The sequence below is a fragment of the Bradyrhizobium cenepequi genome (genome assembly GCF_020329485.1).
Taxonomy (GTDB): domain Bacteria; phylum Pseudomonadota; class Alphaproteobacteria; order Rhizobiales; family Xanthobacteraceae; genus Bradyrhizobium; species Bradyrhizobium cenepequi.
The window spans coordinates 1-19,215 of the sequence record NZ_JAGKJI010000058.1 but is presented as its reverse complement, the minus strand read 5'-3'; the positions used below and the strand labels follow the sequence as shown (position 1 = coordinate 19,215).

Below are 19,215 nucleotides of genomic sequence, written 5' to 3'. Positions count from 1 at the left end.
CGCACGACGAGACGAGGATGAAACGTTAAAATCGCTGCACTCCTATCCGGGTCAAGCTTTGGATAGCCGCTTCGGGGTCGCCCGCAGCTTGCCCGGCATCGCCACGCTGCATAACGCCTCGATGAAGAAGAAGTCGCCAAACATCACCGCGCTGTCGACGCCCTGATTGTGCGGTTTCGAATAGCAACCGTGGCGCAACAGACCGCGATGGGCATCGTCCCGCGCCAGATGCCGCTCGCATAAGACGGCGAGAATATCTCGGGCGCGCTGGCCCCAGGCCGCCGCCTTGTTCGGATCCGGATGCAGCGCGGCCATGTCGGCGAAAGCTGATGCCACGATCGCCGAGGCTGAAGTATCGATCAGCGTATTCGGCACGGCTGGATCGTCGAAATCCCACGGCGGCACCAGCGACGGACCGGTCCGCCCGACGAAGTAGTCGGCGAGTTGTTCGGCGAGGTCAAGATAGGCGCGCTTGCCGGTGGCTTCGGCGGTGCGGGTATATCCGTAGATCGCCCACGCCTGTCCCCGCGGCCAGCATGACGAATCTGCGTAGCCCTGGAAGGTGAATCCGCGCGCGCGCTCGCCCGTCTCGATGTCGTATTCGATCGCGTGATAGGTCGAGTTGTCCGGGCGGATGAAGGCTTCGCGCGTCATCAGCGCATGGGCTTCGCCCGCCAGGGTGAAACTGGCATCGTCCTTTTGCTGGGCGGCCCAGTAGAGCAGCGGCAGGTTCGCCATGGTGTCGATCGCGGAGGAACGCCGACCGCGCATGTCGCTCAGCGGCCCCCATGCCGAGATGTAGCTGCCGCGCGGCGTCATGATCAGCCGCCGCCGCAGCCGGTCCGCGGCCTGCGCCGCCAGATCGGCATACTGCGTATCGCCGGTGACATGAAACAGCGCGATGGCGCTGGGATAGAAGATGAAGCCAATGTCGTGGGTGTTGCCATCGCTGGCGCGCGGCGCAACCAGCAGCATCCGCTCCCGTGCCAGGTTCAGATATCTCTCGTCCTGTGTGCGCAGATAGGCCGCGATCAGGAGCCCAACCCAGAAGCCGCAGAACCAGTTGCCGTGGCTCCAGTTTTCGCCTCGATAGCCGGCCGAGAGCGAAGCCGGCAGCGTGTCCCACTGGCCGGAGGGATGCGTGACATAGGGAAAGGTGACCCCGAGCGTTGGCTCATCGGCAAAAAGCTTTGTCGCATTGAGGTCCAGCGCCTCCAAAAACAGCTTCTCTGCCAAGGCCTTGTCCTCCGCTGCTGATCGGCGTCATCACCTCACTGTGACGTCCTGTTCAAGAGCGTCTCGCTATCGCAGAAAACGATTTCAATGTAAACGGTTTCAGATAGCATGAAGGTGCGGGGGGATTTGCGAACGATCGGCACGTCACCTCACGACAACATCGAACTCGGGGCGAACCCGGGCCCTCCGCAAGGAGGGGCAAACAGCAAAAGACCGCACTACAAGCGGCCAAACGAGACAGGGAGGATTTATGACCAAGACCACCAGCAACGGATTTGGTATCAGCCGCCGCACCTTATTGGCCGGTGCGACCTTCGGCGCGGCGCAGATCGCCTCGCCCTTCGTCATCACCGCGCGCGCCGCGGAATCCATCAAGATCGGCCTGCTGCTGCCGAAGTCCGGCACCTACGCGGTACAGGGCGAGATTGGCCAGCATGGCGCGCAGATCGCCATCGATGATTTCGGCGGCAAGGTCCTCGACCGACCGATCCAGCTGGTGTGGCTGGACGAGTCGACGCCGCAGGCGACCCAGCAGAACATGCGCAAGCTGCTGGAAGAAGAGAAGGTCGTCGCAGTTCAGGGCGGCGTCTCAAGCGGCGACGTGCTCGCAATCATGCCGGTCGCAGAACGCGCGAAGACGCTGCTGATGGCCACGGGCCCCAACGCGACCGAGATCACCGGCAAGAACTGCAGCAAATACACCTTCCGCGTCGATCTGCCGAACAAGGTCACGGTGAACAGCGTGTATCCGCTGCTGAAAGAGCACGGCAAGAAGTGGTACTTCGTCGTCGCGTCCTACGCCTGGGGCATCGATGCCTATAACCAGATGAAGGAGGTCGTGGTGAAGGACGGCGGCAACGTGGTCGGCTACGACCAGGCGCCGCTTGGCACCACCGACTTCAGTTCGTACCTGCTCAAGGTGCGTCAGGCCAAGCCTGATGTGATCTATGTCGGCCTCGGCGGCACCGACCTCACCAACTTCTTGAAGCAGATGAAGGAAATCGGCCTGACCAACCAGATGGCCCTCTCGGCCCCGATCGTGAACGACACCGACCTTTGGTCGGCGGGCCCGGACGCTGCTTTCGGCGTCTATCCGAAGATCTGGAACTACACCGGCTCGCATATGACAAAACGCAGCACCGATTTCGTTGAAGCCTTCAAGAAGAAGTATAACCAGCCGCCGGAAGCCGAGGGCTGGCAAGACTGGTTCGGCATGACGTCGATCCTGACTGCGATCAAGGAGACCAAGTCGACCGACTCGGCCAAACTGGTCGGCTTCCTCGAAGAACATAAGTTCGACGGTTATAAGGACGCCCCGATCTTCTTCCGCAACTTCGACCATCAGCTGGTCCAGCCGCTGCTAGTGGCGCAAGTGAAGGACAAGATTTCCGACAAGTACGACTACTTCGACATCAAGAGCCAGTATCCGAACGACTCGGCGACCCTTGATGCGGCTTATGGAAGCCAGGCGGAGATCGGCTGCACATTCAAGACCTGACGCAGCACGCTTTCGTCCTCGCTGACGAGCGGGGCGACTGAAGTCGCCGCGCTCGTCGTCATTCTTACAGCGGTATCGATATGACCGAGCTGATCATCTCGCAGGTCGTTAACGGACTTGTCCTGGGTTTTCTCTACGTCCTGATCGCGATCGGGCTTTCGATCATTTTCGGAATGCTCGGTATCGTGAATTTTGCCCATGGCGTATACTTCGCGCTCGGTGCTTATTTTGCCCTCACGCTGCGCGACAGCCTCGGCCCCTGGGCGATCGTTCTCGCGCCGCTGGGGGTCGGCGTCGTCGGCATCGTAATCGAGATGACGTTGATGCGGCCGCTCTACGGCAAGGAACCGCTGCTCGGCCTGTTCATGACCTTCGGCATCGCGCTTTTCATCGAAGAACTGATCCGCACCATCTGGGGCGCGGCCGGCCACCCGTTCAATCCGCCAGGCTGGCTTTCCGGGTTCATCGTCTGGGGTCCGGTGCTGGTGACGAAATATCGCTTGTTCGTGCTGGTTGTGACCGTGATGATCCTGATCGCCCTGTGGCTATTCCTGCAAGGCACGCGCTACGGCCGCATCATCCGCGCCGGCAGCCGCGATCCCGAAATGGTCAGCATGCTCGGCATCAACCTCAAGCGTGTGTTCACTGCGGTATTCGGCCTGGGAACCGCGGTTGCCGGCATCGCCGGCGTGCTTGCCGCGCCGCTCTGGAGCGTGGTGCCGTCGATGTCCGAAGCCGCCATCATGCCGGCTTTCGTCGTCGTCACCATCGGAGGCCTCGGCAGCTTCGGCGGCGCTGTCATCAGTGGACTCCTCGTCGGCATTTCCGTGGCTCTGTCAATCCAATTCTGGCCCGCCGCTTCCACTGCAGTGATGTACGCGCTGATGATCCTGATTCTTCTTGTTCGACCGCGCGGCCTGCTCGGCGAGAGCTGGGAGCGTTTCGAATGAAGTCCCTTCGCAAGTGGCTGTTGCATCCCGTGCTGGTCGCCGGCGTGGTGTTAGCCGTGCTTCCATTCGTGCTGCCGTGGATCGGATCGTCAGCGAGCCTTGCGACCGAGATCGCGATCTATGCGCTCTACGGTCTCGGCTTCAATCTGCTGCTCGGCTATACCGGGCTCGTATCGTTCGGTGCATCCGCCTTCTTCGGCGCCGCGAGCTACGCCGCCGGCCTGTCGATGTTGCACTTCTTCAACAACATCTACCTGTCGATCATTTTCGGCACCGCGACCGCCGCCGTGCTCGGCCTCGTGATCGGCCTTCTCATCCTGCGCCGTCGCGGAATCTACTTCTCTCTGCTGACGCTTGCATTCACCCAGCTGTTCTATGAAATCGCGTTCAAGTGGACCGACGTCACCGGCGGCGAGAACGGCCTGCAGGGCATCGTCCGCAACAGCTTGGTATCGCCGCTCGCCTACCATTACTTCGTCGTCGCCGTGGTGCTGTGCGGCATCTACGCGATCTGGCGCATCGCCCATTCGCCGTTCGGCCGCGTGCTGCAGGCCATCCGCGACAACGAGCAGCGGGTAAGGTGTCTCGGCTTCGACACCAAGCGTTTCAAGCTGATCGCCTTCGTGCTCTCGGCTACGTTCATCGGCCTCGGCGGAAGCTTGCTCACCTTCATGATCCAGAGCGTCTACGCCGACAACCTCAACTGGCAGCATGCCGGCGATCCCGTGATGATGACGATCCTCGGCGGCATCCATCACTTCCTCGGCTCGACCTGGGGCGCAATGATCTTCCTCACGCTCAGCGACAAGCTCAGTTCGATCACCGAGCATTGGTGGCTGGTGTTCGGTCTGATCCTGATCGCCTTCATCCTGCTGTCGCCAGAGGGCGTTTCCGGTATCTGGATGCGCCTGCGGGACCGTGGCGACCGCTGGTCGCTCACCGACGAGGCGATTCCGCCGCGGGGCAAGTCCGTGAGCCTGCTTGACATGGAATCAGTGGCCCCGGTGCAGGCGGATGCGGCGGTGCTCGAGGTGCGCGGCCTGTCGAAGCGGTTCGGCTCGCTCGTCGTCGCCGACAAGATTGATCTCACGGTGAGAGCGCGTACGCTGCACAGCGTGATCGGCCCCAACGGCGCCGGCAAAACCACGTTCTTCAACATCCTCACCGGCCTGATGCCACATCAGGGCGGTACCGTCAGCTTCCTCGGCCGCGACATCACCCCGATGGCGGCACACGAGCGCATCGACAGCGGATTGGCGCGGTCATTCCAGATCGTCAGCGTGTTCAGCCACGTGACGGTGTTCGAAACCGTGCGCGTCGCCGCGCAGGCACGCTCGCCCTACCGCGCATCGCTCTGGCGCGATGCCTATCAACTGCCCGACGTCTGCGAAAAGGCCTGGGCCCTGCTCGCGACCGTTGGTCTCGTCGAGCGCGCGCATGAGTTGTGCTCGAATCTGGCTCATGGCGAACAGCGGCTGCTCGAGATCGCGGTGGCGCTGGCGACCAATCCGGAGTTGCTCCTGCTCGACGAACCGCTCGCCGGTCTAGGCGATGCCGACCGCGAACACATCGGCACGCTGATCCACAATCTCTCCCGCCACCACACGGTACTCCTGATCGAGCACGATATCGACCGCGTGCTCTCGCTGTCCGATCGCATCACCGTGTTCCATCAAGGCCACGTCATCGCGGAGGGCGAGCCGTCCAGAATCGCCAACGATCCGGCCGTGCTGGAAGCCTATCTCGGTCGCCACGGTACCCGCCGTGCCCAGCCGGCGCCGGTCGAGGGCGCGATGCACACCGATCGCCCGCCACTATTGACGCTGAAGGGAATTGCCGCCGGCTACAACACCAGCGACATCCTGCAAAACATCGATCTCGAGGTCCGCGAGGGCGAAGTGGTGGCGCTGCTCGGCCGCAATGGCGTCGGCAAGACCACGACGCTGATGACCATCATGGGGCTGCTGAAGCCAAGCCGCGGCAGCATCAATTTCGCAGGCCAGGACATCACCTCACTGCCGCCCGATCAGGTCAACAAGCAGGGCATCGCCATCGTGCCAGAAGGACGGCGTATCTTCCCGAACCTTACCGTGGTCGAAAACCTGGCGCTGGCGCAGCGCGAGGGTGGCTGGCCGCTGGAAGAAATCTACCGCTTGTTCCCCAAGCTGAAGGTGCGGCGGGACGCTCGCGGCGAGAACCTCAGCGGCGGAGAGCGGCAGATGTTGGCAATCGGCCGTGCACTATGTGCCCCGCAACGTCTTATCCTGCTCGACGAGCCATTCGAGGGCCTGGCCCCCTCGGTCGTCGCGGAGGTGCTCGCCGCGATCGAACAGTTGCGCCACAAGACCAGCATCCTGCTGGTAGAGCACAAGGTCGATCTCGTTCTCGATTTCGCCGACCGTGCCTACATCATGATCAATGGCCAGATAGCCTACACTGGCGACAGCGGGGTCCTGCGTGACGATATGGCGACGCAGGCGAGGTTCTTGGGCGTGGGATGAGTTAGTCTTCTCGATTTTGTCAGCACGCCGGGACGCTCCGCTCGGATGACGCTTCGCCTGCCTGTGTGTACCGAAAACCTTATCCGAGTTGATGAGGTGACGGAATCGCCTAAGCTGGTGGAATGTTCGGACTCCCGTGTTTCGTCGTGGCGGTCTTGGCCTCACCGTTCAAGTCGAAGATCCGGCTCGAGGCTGAGAATGCCGCGCTTCGACATCAGTTGAATGTCTTGAGGCGCAGGCTCCATGGTCGCGTGAGGCTTACGAACAATGATCGCTGGTTCTTGATGCAACTGTACCGCTGGATTCCGTCTATCCTGCAGGTCCTCACGATCATCCGGCCCGAGATGCTCGTAGGTTGGCACAGGGCTGGCTTTCGCTGTTATTGGCGTTGGAAATCGGGTCGACGGGGAGGGCGGCCGCAGATCGACGCGGAGCTGCGCGCGCTGATCCGGCTAATGAGCATCGAGAACCCGCTGTGGGGCGCGCCACGCATCCACGGCGAATTGCTCAAGCTCGGGTTTCAGGTCGCGCAGTCGAGCGTCGCCAAGTACATGGTCAAACGGCGAGTGCCGCCAAGCCAAGGATGGCGCACCTTCCTACATAATCATGCTCCAGATATCGTGGACTTCTTCGTCGTCCCGACGATCGGTTTCGATCTCCTCTATGCCTTCGTCATGGTTCGGCTAGACCGCAGAGATCTTGTCTGGGTCAACGTCACCGCACATCCAACCGCTGAATGGGTCGCGCGTCAAATAACCGAGGCATTCCCCTGGAACGAGGCTCCGGGCTACATGATCCGAGACCGGGATTGCATCTACGGTGCGGTCGTCACACGCCGACTGCGTGCCATGGGCATTCGAGACAAGCCGACCGCACCGGCCTCACCCTGGCAGAACGGCTTTGTCGAACGGCTGATCGGATCGATCCGGCGTGAATGTGTGGACCACATCCTGGGCGAGGCACATCTGCGCCGGATTCTGAAATCTTACCTTCGCTACTACGATGAGACGCGGATGCACTCGGCCCTGGATAAGGATGCCCCCGTTTCTCGCCCAGTTCAGCGAACCGGTGTGGTCTACTCACGTGCCATCCTGGGCGGACTTCATCACCATTACCTCAGAGTTTAGGTTTTCGGCACGCGCAGGCATTGATCTCGCACGCGATGAAAGCGATCTCGCCAGAGCTCGAGGGAACCCGCAACCTGGAACCGTTGCGCTCGGGGTGCGTTAATTATTCCCCGCTGGTAATGCACTCTGTCACCAACATCTACGACCATTCATGGAGGAGACGATGCGAGCGATCCTTGCGTTCGCCTGTCTTTCGATCCTCGCAAAGCAGGCACTTGCCCAACAGTCGCTCGACGCCCAGACGGTTGTCATCGGTCCTTGGACGATTGCGACAACCTATAAAGCCGATAAGTTTGAGAACTGCACCATGACGCGATCCAGCGAGGGGCTGGGTATCGTGTTCGTACGCAACCAGGAAGGCCTTCTGCTATCTCTCGATTCGTCCAAATGGAAACTTGAACGGGGTAAGGCTTATTCGGTTCGCCTGTCTGCGGGTCCGCGCTCGATTGAGGTGAAAGCCCTGGCGGAATCGAAATCCGTGACGATCGCGTTGGCCGATGCGCCGTTTAACGAACGATTGCGAATCGCTAACATTCTTGAGGTTCGAGGCGAAGGCATGACGCTTCGCGTGCCGCTTGATGGAAGCGCGGCAGCGCTCGAACGTCTGGATGTGTGTTTTGATAAGAATCTGCGGCAGAGCCCGGAATCGAATCCGTTCGTCGCACCCACCAGAAGGCCCTGAGCCGCGACTGGGTGGTTGACTCGCATTTTCTCTATTGATCGCAGCCCATGCGGCAAACTCGCTCTTCGTTCGGGCTATGGCATGGGCAGCTCGCGGCGCTCCCTCAAGGTCAGATATCGGCTTTCCTGATCGGTCAGCTGTCCTGCTCCCAGTATCTGGACGGCACTCGATGTATCATACGCGACGCTCCGGCGTGGAGCAGGGGCGTCCGATCGTTGATCGTCCTGCCGCTTACGCTGGCCCTCATTGCCGCCAGAGGATCCATCGCCGCCGCCATAACCCAAGAACTCGACGATGATGATCGAAGGACGATCGTTGGTGTTTGGCGCGGTTGGCTGAACCTGTTGCGTCGCTGCAGTCAGATTGTTGCTGGTGGCCAATGCCGCAACCGGCGGCGCCTGCACCGTGGGAACGCCGGCGATGTTGCCCTGGGCCTGGATGTTCGCGGTGTTAACGATCGCCAGCGCCGCGAGGTTGACGTCGGCGCCCGAGCGGATACCCGCTTCGCCCGCATCGATGGTCCCCAGGGGAGCGATGAGGTCGATGCTGCCGCCGGGAACGCCCGGGACCGCACTGCGTGACGCGATGCCGGCACCGCTGGATGGCACGTTCGGCGAGAGTTTCACCGCGCCGTAATTGTCGTAGACGCGCCTCGGCGGGGTGTAGACGATCGTCGTCTTGGCACCGCGGCCGGCGTTGATGTCGCCCTCCGCCGACCAGGCGAGGACGTCGCCACCGAACGTCGTCATGATGCGCGACAGGCCGAGCAGGATCGAGCCCTTCGAATAGAGCTGGATGTCGCCGGAGCCTTGGGTGATCACCCCCGCCGAGGCCGGCGGTACCTGTCCTTCGATGCCGATGACGACGCGCCCGCTCGGCGCCAGCATCTGGATGTCGCCGCCGAAATTGGTGCGCACACCGGAACCGCCGAACATGGTGATGCTACCACTGCGCGCGATCGAATTGCCCGAGGCATCCTGATCCGGGAACAGTGTCGCGATCATCTGGCGGCCGCGCAGGTAAGAGCCGTAGCGCGGGCTGGCGATGTCGTTGTATTCGCGACCACCCTCGCGCAGTTCGGCGAAGTAGACCTGGCGCAGGAAGATGCGCTGCTGCTCCGGCGGTAATGCGGCGAAGGCGACGCGCGCCTCGTCCACCGAACCGCTGAAACCGTTGCGCGCCTTCAGCCAGGCGGCGAGTTCGCCTTCATAGGTCTTGGCGACCTTGCCGGCCTGATCGGCGAGCGGCACGCCCGTTACCGCCAGATTGTCGGAATCGAGATAGAGTGCTGCAAGCTTCGCATAATCAGGACCACTGGGGCCGAAACCGGCCATCATCGCGATGGAGGCGCCGGGCCGGTTGTCACCGGCGACCACCGATCCGATCGAGGTGATGCTGGCCTGGTCTTCCATCAGCAGGTTACGGCCGGCGGAGACTTCCAGCGTGCCGGGGCCGGCGACGGTGAAGTTGCTGTAGAGAATGTCGCGCCCGGCCGAGACGATGGACGCGTCGTCCGGCGAATTGTGCACGAACAGATTGCCGCGGGCGCTGAACCCGAAGCCGTAGATTCCGCCGATCTGATACGCGCCCGGCAGATCACCGCTGCTGACGATATCGCGCCCGGCGATCATCCGTACCGCCGCTCCGCCCTCGTACCAGTCGATGCCGAACCGATATTCCGGATCCTGGAAACCACCATTGCCGACGTGGTTGATAATGCGCCCCGTAGAGACACCGACGAGATCGCCGGTCAAGGCGTAGAACCGTGCCGGTTCGGACCCGGCATTGGCCTGCCCCGCCGCCGACCCGGAGCCAAAGGCAAACAGCGGGAAGATGAACTCGGTCGACCTGTTGCCCAATGGGGACAGGTTGCTGGCCGAGGGAATGGCCGGGAAGGCATTTGGCAGCCAGCCCGCGAAAGCAGGATTCTGCGGCGGCGCTGGACTGGCTGACGCTGAAACCGCCGGCATAGATCGAGCCGCCGGCCAGGAACTGGAGTTCGCTGCGCGGCGACGGTGCGAGCAGCAGGGATTCGATCTCTCCGGCATCCGACTGCCAGCTTCTCGCCGCCCTGCCGTAATACAGGCTGCCCGTCGCCGCGACCGCGCGAACGATCGACGGATAGACGGCGGCATCGTCGGTCAAGTTGCTGGACGCCGTATAGGGCGTCACATTGCCGCCGGCGGAGAACATGTCGATGGCGGTGTGGTCGGTCCACAGCGTGAACCAGCTCAGGCCCTTGCCGGTGACGCCGCCGAAGGAGAACGGCGAGGCGTTCACCAGCGCCACGCGGCCGGGATCGGAAACGTCCTTCAACACGAGATCGCGCAGTGTCGACAGGCTGAAGGTGGCGTCGCCCGGCATCAGGCTCGGGCCGCCGTTCGGTAGGCCGCGCGTGGCCGTGAACGGATCGAAGGCGCGGGTTTCCTTCGGCGTGTTCGTATCCCTGCTGTTGCCATAGGTCAGGTCGATGGCGCCGATATCGGACGCCTTGACCTCGGCCCGGCCGCGCAGATTAGTGATCGTGCCGTTCAGATGCGCCGTGGAGTCGCCAACTTCGGGGTTCAACACGCCGCCGACGCGCAGGCTGAGATCGCCGCCGCCGGTGAACTGGATGCTGCCATCGGCCGCGACGCGACCGGTGTTGCCGACCGCCAGGACCAAGCCCTGGCTGCGGGCGTTGTAGTTTGGATCGAACGTGTTGGCCGCCAGCGTCGACACCCGGCCCGCATTGCCGGCCACCTCGACGGAGAGATTGCCGCCGCCGAGCGTCCCGAGGCCGGTGAAGCCGATCATCTTGTCGGCATATGGCACGTAGCCGTCCATGGCGCCGACATAGGTGCCGAAATTGATCCACCAGGCGGTGGGCTGGGCCTGACCGCCGGTCGCGACACTCCCGCTGCCCTGGCGCCACAGCCAGTTCGCGACATCGGCGGTGTCGTAGCCGGAATCCAATATGTTCGGCCGCGAAGCAACCGATTGACTGCGGTTCATGACATTGCCGGTAAGATCGCCGCCGATTTTGAGCGTAAGGTCGCCGCCTAAATCCGGATACCAGGCGCGGTAAACGCTATCGCTGCCACCATCGACCAGCTTTTCGTAGCTGCCATTGGCATCGCCGAGTACCGTGGTGTGGCCCATCAGGCGCGCACGCTGCTGGTCATAGGGGTCGTTGGCGGAGGTCGGCACGGACGAGGTGCCGGCGGTGTAGACGCCATAGAGCGAATCCATCCGCAGATCGCCGCCGGTGAAGAATTGCAGATCACCCGTGCCGGTCCGAATCACGCTCGGGCGCGTGCTGCCGGGCGTGAGGGCGTATGTCGTGGTCGGACCTGCCCCGCACCAGTAGCCCGCATCGACACACAAGGCCGCAACCGAGGGGTAACCAACGATATCCTGAACGTCCTGATCAGTCATCGGTCGGCCCACCAGTTCGGGCATGCCGAGTTCATCGGCCGCGGCCTGGGTCCATATCTCGCCGCCCGGCAACTGCTTGCCGTACAGACCGTAGTGACTATCGGCCAGACGGATATCGCCATGGGCCGGATGCGACTGCACGCGGCGGCCATCGGCGGCGTCGAGATCGGCGCCGGCCACGAAGCGCAGCGACCACGATTGCGAGCCGTCCGGCAGCATCGGCGCGACCGCCCAGATGCCGCCCTGACGCCCGGCCACTTCCGGCCGTAGCTGCACGGAGTCGACACCTGCCGGCAGCTTGATGTCGGTGCCGGACGGGATCAGCGAGCCCGGCTTTAAGGCCAGCGCGCCATCAAGCAGGAACATGGCGGCTCTTGGATCGGTGCTTCGCACCGGAGCCGACAACGGAACACCCTTCGGCCAGACGAAGGCCGACACGGCGAACGAAACGGGCATCACGCTGCCGGCATCGAGTTGTGTGCCGATCGGCAGCGTCGTGGCTTCGCTCAACAAAGTGCCGGCGGCGTACAGAATGTTGCCGGCGCCGTCGCGCACCGCGGCGGCCAGCACCGTGCCGGCCGGGACGGTGATCGCCGCGCTCAGCTTCGCCGAGCTCGGCAGCCGCATGCCGGCGTCGAAGCCTGCACCCTTGACCGGCAGATCGTAGTTCAGCGTCGCGCCGTTGGGGAACGCTGTGCCGTCCGCCAACGTCACGCCGATTCCGGGCACGACGATGTCGCCGCCGGTGAAATCGATGCCGGGCAACAGCACCCAACCGTTGTCGTCCTGCGTCAGCGGCGGCGGCGCGAAGCCGTCATTGATGCTGCCATAGATGCTGAGATCGCCGCCCGCGCGCAGCCGCAGTGTGCCGACCTCGCCCGAACCATAGACGCCGGTACGTACGAAGTTCGGATTGACGCCGTTATAGCGATAACCGGACAGATCGAGATCGCCCTGGATCACCAGATCGCCATCCGCCGTCTTGCTGGCGATCTCGATGCCGGGGCGCAGATGGAAGGCGTTGCGATAGACATCGTTGTTGAGGCCGGCGAGCTTGCCGCTCATCACCGATGCACGGCCCAGCGCCGCATCGATGAACAGCGTGGCTTCGGCATGTTTGCCGTCGAGCCAGCCCTGGGTGATGACCTGATACGGACGCCCGCTCACGGCGGCATCGGTGCCGTCGGGCACGTCGGTGTAGCGCTGCATCGCATTGACCGCGATGGAGCGCGCGCCCTGGATCGTGACCGGGCCGCTGGCATTGATGGCGATGTCGCCGTAGGTGGCGGCATCGGCATCGGTGACGTTGCCGCCGCTGCCGATGCGCGGCGCATTCAGTTCGATCGTGCCGCGGGCGATGCCGTCATTCTGTCCGGCGGCGCTGCCGAACGAAGCGGCCGTGCCGTGCCGCAGATCGATCCGCGCGCCGGCCGCCAGCGTCAGCACCCCGTTGCCGGAGGAGAGGTCGACGATGGCGCGGTTCGGGCTGTCGATGATTTTGCCGTAGCTGTCGACGCGCAGGATTTCACCATGGGCGTCGAGCACGGCGCTGCCGGCCAGCGTGAGACCGTTGTTAGCGGCGAGGTAAATCGACCCGACGCTCGCACCGCTGGCATCGATGGTGCCGGTCACGGTGAGCTGGCCGCCATCGAGCGAGACATCGACGCTGCCGGCCTTGAGGCCGTCGCCGATCACGAGATCGCCCTGCTTGAGCTGGAAGCTGCGGCCGCCGAACACCTGACCGGCATTGAGGCGCTGGTTCAGCGCGGCGAACTGGTCGCTGAGCGTGCCGACGCCGCCGAGATGCTGCGCGCGGATTTCGACGCTCGCGGCCTTATAGGGCATATAGGTGCCGCCGGCATCGTAAGTGCCGGAGCTGCTGCCGAGAATGCTGCCCTGCAGATCGACCGTTCCGGCCGCCGCGTTGAGCGCCACCGCGCTGAGCGTGCCGGCCACATTGAATTTCGCGGAGAGATCGATGGTCGAACCCGCCGCCTGCAGGATGTTGCCGTTGCTGCTTTCGAGGAGGACGTCGCCGCCCCAACTGCTCTTGGCGATATCGTTGAAGACGATGGTGCGGCCGGCCATGTCGATCCGCGCCGCATCGTTCAGCGTGATGTCATAGGTGGCGCTGAGCGTCAGCTTGCCGCTTGGCAGCACCACCGAACTGGCCAGCACGATATTGGTGCCCGACAGCGAGAGCTGCGCGCCAAGTGCGTCGGCATCGACGGCGACCGTGCCCGGCGATGCATCTCCCGGCGAGGTGACCGACACCGTGCCGCCGGCGACGATGTTGTTCACGGAGCCCGCCGCGCCTGTGAACAGCGGCGTGACGATGGTCAGATTGCCGCCGCTATAGGCGTAGCCGGTGCCGGGCGTATAGGCGCCCTGCGCCTGATAGACGGCTAGGCTGCCCTTGTGATTGGCGGTGATGCGATCGCTGGCGCTGAGCGTGACATTGGCGAAGCCCAGCATGAGCCGGTCGTAGGATTTGACGTTGCTAGGCTGAGTGAACGGACCGAAACCGAATTCCATCACTTCGGCCTGCAGGTTCAGCGCGCCGCTGCCGGTGCCGGCGCCGTTGGTGACGACCGCGCTGGCCTGGTTCAGCGAACCGCCGAACACCAGATTTTTGGTGCGGATGCTGGCGACGGTGCCAGCATTGCCGTAGCCATAGATCGCTGGCGTGGTCAGTACCAGCCGATCCAGCGTCGATTGGCCGGTGACCGGATCGTAAGTGTCGAGCGCGACGTCGCCGAAGAAGTTCATGCTGCCGGCGGCGCTGAGGATCAGCGACTCCAGCGCCGGTGCGCCGGTGCTGGTATCGCCAGCGATCAGCCGGTTGAGAACGCTCTGGTTCAGGATCAGGCCGGCCGGCAGAATGCCGCGTGCGGCGGCGTCGGCCAGCGACTGCGTGCTGCCGACATTGATGCCGCCCACCGCCAGCGAGAGGTTGCGCGTGCCGTAACGCACAGCATTGCTGAGATCGAAATTGCCGGTGGTCGAGAGCACGATGGTGCCCTTCGAATACAGCGTGGTGTCGCCGCTGCAGGTCGAGAGCACGCAATTGCCGATATCGATGCCGCCACGGGCGACATTCGTCGATGGCGCGACGTTGATCAGACCGTTGGAGACCGCGACGAAGTGACTGCCTTCCGGGGCATAGATGAAGCCGTCATTGCTGTCGAAGGCGACATTGCCCCGCGCCAGCGTGTTGATGCTGGCACCCTGCTCGATCCGGATCAGGCCATCGCCCTGTTCCGGATTGATGGGATCCTGCGCGACCAAGAACACTTCCGGCGCCGACAGCACCGCGCCGGAGCGCAGATAGACATATTGCGCGACACCGGTGGCAGATCTGACATAGTTGCCGCCCTGGCCGTATTCGACGAACTGGAGGCCGCCGATCGCCAGCCGCGATGCACCGATGGCGTTGAGTTCGTCGGCCACGACGGTGACGCCGGTGAAGCCCGGCGTGGCCTGCCGTCCGCTCGCCACCACTTCGATACTGTTGGCGATAATCGAAGCCGAGCCGTCGAAACCGCCGGTCGCGGCAGCGAACAGGCCAGCGCCATCGAAGGTCAGTGAATTGGCTCCCGCCCCGGCGATCACATTGAATTTGAGACTCTTGCCATCGACCGGCAGCATCGGCCGAGGAATACCACGCCGCGCCGCATCGGCGATGGCGAAGTCGGCATAGCCGGTTTCGTCGTAAAGCGAATGGGTGCGGGCAACTGTTCCTGGAGTCAGAATGACCTGGCGCGCGAGGCTCTCGCTGATGCCGGTATTCGCCACGCCAAGATGGGCGGCCGCGATGAACGAGCCGTTGGGCAGCGATGCCGAGACGCTGAGACCACGCGGATCTGCCCCGGCGAGTTCAACTCTGAACGCGCCGGGCAGCAGTGCATAGGTCGAGGGCATCAAGGTATAGGTGCCCGCCGGCAGACCCGGCGTGCTACCATCGAGCGTGATCTGGCGGCCGATGGCGGGATCGCGCGCGCCGGCATCCGGACTGACCGGCGCATAGGCCGCGACATGACCGGGAATGATCGCGTAGACCTGATTGCCGCTTTTGCTGTAGCCGTAGCCCGGATTGGAGTCAGCCAGTGCATAGCGCAGCACGTCGACCGAGCCGCCGCGGCCGGAGACGAAGCCTACGCCCGTCAACGTGCCGCCGCCCAACAGATCGAGCACGGCGCCCGCCTGCACATCGACGGCCTGCGCGTTGAGCGCGACGCCGCTGGCCAGCGTGCCATTGGCCCTGCTGCCGCCAACGCCGGTGAAGCTGACCGGACTGCCGGCGTAGTTCCAGACCTGGCCGTCGATCGTGCCGCCATAAGGCATCATGAGACCGGCGCCGCTCACCGAAGTGAGACTGCCGGCGAGGAAGTCGACGCTGGTGGTTTGCAGGCCGCTACCGTTCAAGCCGAATTCGAGATGGCCGAGCGGCGCGCGCACCACGCCGCCCTGCACGACATGCGCTGCTGCCAGACGCAGCGATCCGAATGCCGAATAGGGCAGTTCCGGCATCTCGGTGGTGCTGCGGCCGATGGTCAGGCCGCGCAGCGGATCGAGCCGTCCGTTGATGCCGCCCGCTGTCACGCCCGCGACGGCGCCCGTGGTCGGGTAGAGTTGCGCGGCGAGCAACGTCATGTCGCCCGGGCTGTCCAGGCCGGTGGTAGGCTGGCCGTTATTCGATGGCATGCCGAACGCCAGGAAGCGCAGATCGCCGCGGCTCGTCAGTGTGACCTGGTCGAACACCGGCACCATCGCACCGCTCGGTCCCCTGGCGCCAAAGCCGACAAGTCCGCGCACATCGATCAGATCGGCATCGGCCGTGAATGTCGCCTTGCCCGACAATGACGAGGGATTGGTCAGGCCGAGCGGCTGGACGTAACCGTCGCGACCGGCCGGGAAGTAGCTCGCCAAACGCAGATAAGACGATGCAAGGTGAACCCGCGACATCAGCGAGGCGTCCGCAGCAAGCGACAAGCCGGTGGTGTAAATCTGCAGGCTCTGGCGCAGGGTGAGATCGGTGTCGCCGGCGAAGCTGACATTGCTGCCGAGCAGCGCGAGATTGTCGAAGCCGCCGCTTGCGATCTGCGACACCGACAGACGCGCGCGTCCATAGATCAGCGATGAAGAAGCAGCCGCCGGATCGTCGAGCCCCTGCAGGGCACTCCCGCCGCGATCCTGCGCGACGATCAATTCGCGCGGAAGCAGCACGCCCGCACTTGCAGTCGCGCGGGGATAGTCCGGCGACAACAGCCCCACCGACAGCGTACCGCCAGCAGCAGTGGCACCACCGGCTTTCGCGGTGAACGAGCCATCGAGATACAGGCCATTGTTGGAGGTCAGCGAGATGCTGCCGCCATTGCTGGCGACAGCGGTCGCGCCCTGCCCCGAGATGTCCAGTGTGGCCTGCGCGCCCGATGCATCGAGCCGCGCCCCTTCGCGGACGACGACGAACAGATCGGGCCCCGTCGCCAGACCGGTCGTGTGGTCGATCACACCGCCGATGGTGATACTGCCGCCATTGGCGACGATGCCGTAGCGCCGACCCCTGAGGTCCAAAGCCGTTACCGCCCGTGAGGCAACGTCAAGCACCGCGTGATCGCCGAGCCAGATCGAGCGGCCATGGCCGGCGGCATTGGCGTTCTGTCCGTCAGCGCCGCCAGCCACCACCGAAGCCAGCGTGATGTTGCCGCCCCACGCATTGAGTGTGGCGTCGACGGTGAGCTGGCCGATGCTCTGCAGCTTAATCGCCTGGCCGGGATCGACATTGATCACCGCACTGCGCGCGACGTCGAGGCCGACGCTCGCCATGTCGGCGACACTTGACGCATTGGTGCCGGCCTGCAGCAGCAGGCCGGCGCCAGTGCGCTGGACGAGGCGATCGCCTGCGGCGTTCGGCAGATAGAGGGGTGCGGTCCAGAGTTCGAGCGCGGTCGATGGATCGCCGCCTATCGCGACGGCATAAGCGCCTGCCCGCATGCGATAGCTCGGCATCATGACGTCGATCGTCGCACCACCGGCGACGGTGACACCCTTGTGGCCGATCACATCGTATTGCGCGAAGCCGGTGCGGAACAGCGTGCTGTTGAGATTGAGAACGGCTGCGTCGGGCGTCCCGCCGATGATAATGGTCGGTCCGGATTCGATCGCCAGCTTGCCCCCGCCGGCGGCGCCGTAGCCACGGACTGCACCATTGAGCGTCAGGCGACCATTGCCGGCGCCCAGCGCATCGGCCAGCAGGCTGACATTGCCGCCTTTGCCGCCCTTGAACCCGCCCTTGACCTCGATGGACGCCCCCGACGACGCATCGATCTGCGCGCCTTCCTCGATGGTTACGTCACGCGTCGATTGCAGCGACACGCTGCCGCCATCGCGAAAGGCCAGTCCGTTACGATCGTCGCCGTCCGCCACCGCATTGGTCCAGGCGCCGCCCACATCGATGACGGCGCCATCGCGCAAGGCGACCGTCGCACCACCGTTCAATACGAGCGCCATCTCGGAACCGCTGGGGCCCGCCGCCGTAAACAGATTCGTGGCGTTGACGCTGCCCGATCGCGCGGTGACATCAGCCTTGATATCGATCACCGGCGCGATGAGCTTGACGCTGCCACCATCGGCGAGGGTCAGTGGCGCATCGATGGCGATGGCGCCGCGGGTGCCGAGTTCGAGGCCCCCGAGGCCCTGCGCATTGAGATAATCGGCATCGAACCAGGCGGTGTTGGCGCGACCATCGGGCAAGGCGTCTGCACTTGCGAGGGCAGCGGTGACACCTGCGATATCTCCGATACGGACATCGGTCGTGTAGAGCTCGGTGAGCCCTACAGCGGTGTATTGACCAAGCGCCAGCGTGCCGGCTTGCGCCACCACGTTCTGCGCGACCTTGTAGCCATCGACAACGCCATCCGGCCGGGCGCTGTTCTGCCGCTCGCCCTGCACGACATCGGCAACGATATCGCCCTCGAAGATGGCGGTCGGCGTCGACAGGATCAGCCTCCCCGCGTCGCGGCCGACCGTGTAGCCCTCCTCCCAGCGCACGCTCTCGCGGCCCTTGCCGAAGGGGCTGGTCCAGACCTCAGTGACGTTCCAGCGCTCATGCTTGCGAATGAAGCCCTCGCCGAGACCATAGAAGGTCATGTCGGCGCGGGCATTGTTGATGTTGTAGAGCCGGCCGTCCGGCCCGAGAAAGTTCGTGGTGCGGATATTGCCGGCCTCGTAGCGGATCGAGCCGCCCGAGATGTCGAACACCGACCCGACCTGCGCGACCACTTCCGGCGCCGCCAGCGTGATGGTGCCGCCGACCGCGCTCCATTCGCCGATCTTGTGCTGGGTGCTGGCGAGATAGCCGCCGACCTCGAGCAGGCCGCCCGGCGTGTAGTAGCGATCGCCGGCATAGCCGCCGGTGCCCGACGGCACATAGACCAGGTCGCGGATATCGACCCAGACGTCGGCGTTCTTCAGGGCATTGCTGTCGCGGTTGACCGGCGAGTCCCTGAGCTCGTTGCCCTGGATGTTGACCATGATGTTGTTGGCCGACATCGCCAGCGACACGTCGCGCACGCCGGAGACATCGATCGTGGCGCCGCGCTCGGCGAAGATGCGCCCCGCCGCCGACACCGCCACCTGACCGCCCTGCGCGATGGTCAGCGAGCCCGCGCCAGCAGCTCCGCCCTTGAAGACCACATTGCCGCCGCTGACGATCTCGATGCGCGACTGGTCGAGACGATCGGCGAGCAAAGAAAGATTGTCGAACGGGCCGGTCGCCTGCTGGCTGCGCTGCTGGTTGGCGGTG

At 64.1% G+C, this 19,215-nt stretch carries 8 protein-coding genes; 5 read left to right on the top strand and 3 right to left on the bottom strand.

All coding sequences use genetic code 11. The annotated features are described in order from the left end of the window. Window positions 1-51 precede the first annotated feature (51 nt). Window positions 52-1,236, bottom strand: a complete 1,185-nt coding sequence (locus tag J6497_RS34855; RefSeq protein WP_225708734.1) for a glycoside hydrolase family protein — start codon at window positions 1,234-1,236, stop codon at window positions 52-54. 250 nt (window positions 1,237-1,486) lie between these two features. Between J6497_RS34855 and J6497_RS34850 the strand changes: the two genes are divergently transcribed. From J6497_RS34850 to J6497_RS34830, 5 genes are all read left to right on the top strand, one after another. Then, complete coding sequence (locus J6497_RS34850) at window positions 1,487-2,734, top strand: ABC transporter substrate-binding protein (protein ID WP_225708733.1); 1,248 nt, start codon at window positions 1,487-1,489, stop codon at window positions 2,732-2,734. A gap of 80 nt (window positions 2,735-2,814) precedes the next feature. Continuing rightward, complete coding sequence (locus J6497_RS34845; protein WP_225708732.1) at window positions 2,815-3,684, top strand: branched-chain amino acid ABC transporter permease; 870 nt, start codon at window positions 2,815-2,817, stop codon at window positions 3,682-3,684. Beyond that, window positions 3,681-6,185 (top strand): branched-chain amino acid ABC transporter ATP-binding protein/permease, encoded by a 2,505-nt coding sequence (locus J6497_RS34840; RefSeq protein WP_225708731.1) that lies wholly within the window; start codon window positions 3,681-3,683, stop codon window positions 6,183-6,185. The genes J6497_RS34845 and J6497_RS34840 overlap by 4 nt, the downstream gene beginning before the upstream one ends. 455 nt (window positions 6,186-6,640) lie before the next feature. Next, window positions 6,641-7,312 carry an integrase core domain-containing protein gene (locus tag J6497_RS34835; protein WP_225708730.1) on the top strand — a complete coding sequence of 224 codons (672 nt, stop codon included), beginning with the start codon at window positions 6,641-6,643 and terminating at the stop codon, window positions 7,310-7,312. Between the two features lie 163 nt (window positions 7,313-7,475). Further along, window positions 7,476-7,994: a hypothetical protein gene (locus tag J6497_RS34830; RefSeq protein WP_225708729.1), complete on the top strand. Its 519-nt coding sequence runs from the start codon at window positions 7,476-7,478 to the stop codon at window positions 7,992-7,994. A 74-nt stretch (window positions 7,995-8,068) separates the two neighbouring features. Here the strand turns inward: J6497_RS34830 and J6497_RS34825 are convergent, their stop codons facing one another. Together J6497_RS34825 and J6497_RS34820 are read right to left on the bottom strand one after the other, a co-directional pair. Further along, the gene (locus J6497_RS34825; RefSeq protein WP_225708753.1) at window positions 8,069-8,743 is read right to left on the bottom strand and encodes a filamentous hemagglutinin family protein; all 675 of its coding nucleotides are present in this window, start codon (window positions 8,741-8,743) and stop codon (window positions 8,069-8,071) included. Between the two features lie 847 nt (window positions 8,744-9,590). Beyond that, on the bottom strand, window positions 9,591-19,160 hold the full coding sequence (locus J6497_RS34820; protein ID WP_225708728.1) for a beta strand repeat-containing protein: 9,570 nt from the start codon (window positions 19,158-19,160) through the stop codon (window positions 9,591-9,593). Window positions 19,161-19,215: the final 55 nt, after the last annotated feature.